The 1,674-nt window shown below is 68.3% G+C and carries 1 protein-coding gene; it reads left to right on the top strand.

What is annotated here, in order from left to right; genetic code table 11:
* Positions 1 to 15: 15 nt before the first annotated feature.
* On the top strand, positions 16 to 1,674 hold a 1,659-nt coding region (locus FEK34_RS29795), incomplete at its 3' end, for a sensor histidine kinase (protein ID WP_249359746.1).

Here is a 1,674-nt window from a genome sequence, read left to right as displayed (position 1 = left end):
TCGGTGCTGTCCGGGGTGAACTCCGTGGTCGCCCTCGCCTGTCTGCTCGGTGGTGATGTCGGCGGGGGCGGGCTCGCGGTCAATGTCGGGTTGCTGGGTTGGTCGTTGTGGCGGTTGTCGCGGCCCCGGATGGGGCAGTGGTGGCGGCTTGCCGACCTCGCGGTGGTGTCGGTGTACTTGTTGTGCACACCGCTGCTGGTCGGCGGGCCCGAGTTCACGACCGCCGCCAGTCCGATGTTGGCTGTCGCGGGGACGGCGGTCATCTCGTTCTCGCTGGCCACGGCCACGATCCGGTCGCTGGGCGCGACCGTGGTGGTCATGGTGTCCTGGGCTGTCGGCGCTGCCGGCGTCGATGGGGTCGGTAACCCAATGGCGATATTCAGCCTCGATTTCCTGCTCGTGGAATGGGCGATGGCGGCCTTGCTGCGCCGCCTGGTTGTGCGGGCGGCGGCCGCGACCGATGACGGGTTCGAACAGTTGGATCGGACCCGCATCGCCGCCGAGGTCGCCGAAGCTCGTGCCAAAGCCGAGCGGGAGATGTGGGCCACGATGCACGACACGGCGGCGTCGACGCTGACCATGCTCGGACAAGGAGTGTGCGCGGACCCGGCCCGGCTACGAAGACAGCTGCAACGCGATGTGCGGGCCGTGACCGCCGAGCCGGTGTTCCTCACCGAATCCGGCACCGTCGACGTCGTGCCGTTGATGCGAGCGGTCTGCGAGGATGTCGTCACGCCGGTCCGGTTGACCGCGCCCACGTCACTGGTGCTCGACTCGACCGTGGGGCAGGCGCTGGTCTCGGCGACGCGGGAGGCGCTGACCAATGTCGAACGCCACGCCCACGCCCGGTCGGCCACCGTCGACATCACTGACGATCACGTCGGTATCGGTGACGACGGCGTCGGATTCGACAGCAGTGACATCGAACCGAGACGGCGACGTCACGGCATCCGCGGTTCGATGATCGGGCGCATCACCGATATAGGGGGGACTGTCGAGATCGACTCGGCACCAGGGCGAGGCACGCAGGTGATCCTGCGCTGGGCTCGCGAGGACGGCTCCGTAGCCGATCAGCCGGATGCGTTCGATCACTCGCGGCGCCTGCTGCGCGGTTACGGATACGGGCTCGTCGCGATCGCGGGCATCGTCACCGCGCTGCAGGGCCTGCGCGCACTGTCGGCCGACCACCCGGTTGCGCAGCTGGCCGTTATCGTGCTGGCGCTGGCCGCGGTCCTCGCGGCCTGGATCGATATCCGCGTAGGACTTCCCACACCGGTGTGGTGGGCGACAGTTCTCGCCGTGATCGTGGCTGTCCCGATCCAGACGCTGCTGCTCTCGCCCGAGCAGTTGTCCACCGGCGCCAACTGGGCGGTCGCGGCACTCGGTTGGCAGATCGCCGCACTGGCCTACGCCCGTCCACGCGCGCTGTCGATGACGTTGCTCTGCGCGCTGTGGCTGAGCGGCGCCGTCGTGATGCTCGTGCGGTCCCCCGGCACTGCGGATACTGCCGAACTCGTTTACACCATCGCCAGCGTGCTGGTCATGCAAGCCACCGCGATCGGTTTCACCGCATTCCTCCAGCACGCGGTTACCCGCACCAGCCAGCTCCGCGCCGCCATCACCGACCTGCAACTGCGCACCACGCTCACCGAAACACTGCGACGAGATCACCGG

The organism is Nocardia cyriacigeorgica, assembly GCF_005863245.1.
GTDB lineage: Bacteria > Actinomycetota > Actinomycetes > Mycobacteriales > Mycobacteriaceae > Nocardia > Nocardia cyriacigeorgica_C.
Note: the sequence above shows the minus strand (reverse complement) of the source record. Positions and strands in the feature narration are given on the sequence as shown.